This window comes from Dactylosporangium sucinum (genome assembly GCF_014647515.1).
GTDB classification, from domain to species: Bacteria; Actinomycetota; Actinomycetes; order Mycobacteriales; family Micromonosporaceae; genus Dactylosporangium; species Dactylosporangium sucinum.
In genome coordinates this window covers 1-505 of the sequence record NZ_BMPI01000221.1, presented here as the reverse complement: position 1 = coordinate 505, position 505 = coordinate 1, and the positions used below count along the sequence as shown (strand labels likewise).

Sequence of the window (505 nt, the reverse complement as noted above, 5' to 3'; positions counted from 1 at the left end):
TCGCGGCGGATGAAGACGGTGTTGCCGCCGAGCGGTACGAAGCCGGTGCGGACCTGGTAGAACATGCGGCTGGTGAACCAGAAGAAGTACTCCATGACGTTGTGCACCTTGAACCAGTCGCGCACCCGCCGGCCCAGCGTCATCAGCTGCACCCCGCCCTGCACGACGTCGGCGTCGGTGCGCGCGAGCAGGGTGTTGACCCGGGTGAGCAGCTGCGGCGCGACGTCGTCCTCGGCGTCGACGACCCCGATGACGGTGCCGGTGGACACCGCCAGGGCGGCGTTGAGCTGGCGCGGCTTGTTCGACTTCACGTACGAGCGCACGACGGTGCGTACGCGGTTCCCGGGATCGTGGTTGGCCTGCACCCGGGAAACCTCGGCGATGGTGGCGTCGTCGCCCTCGCACAGGGAAACGAGGATCTCGTAGTCGCCGTAGTCCTGTTCCAGCAGGTGGCGCAGGGTGCCGGCGATGACGAACTCCTCGTGCAGCGCCGGCACGATGATGG

At 67.7% G+C, this 505-nt stretch carries 1 protein-coding gene; it reads right to left on the bottom strand.

The window, feature by feature from the left end:
• A partial coding sequence (locus IEZ31_RS55940) for a glycosyltransferase family 2 protein (RefSeq protein ID WP_190258315.1) occupies positions 1-505 on the bottom strand: 505 nt, incomplete at both ends.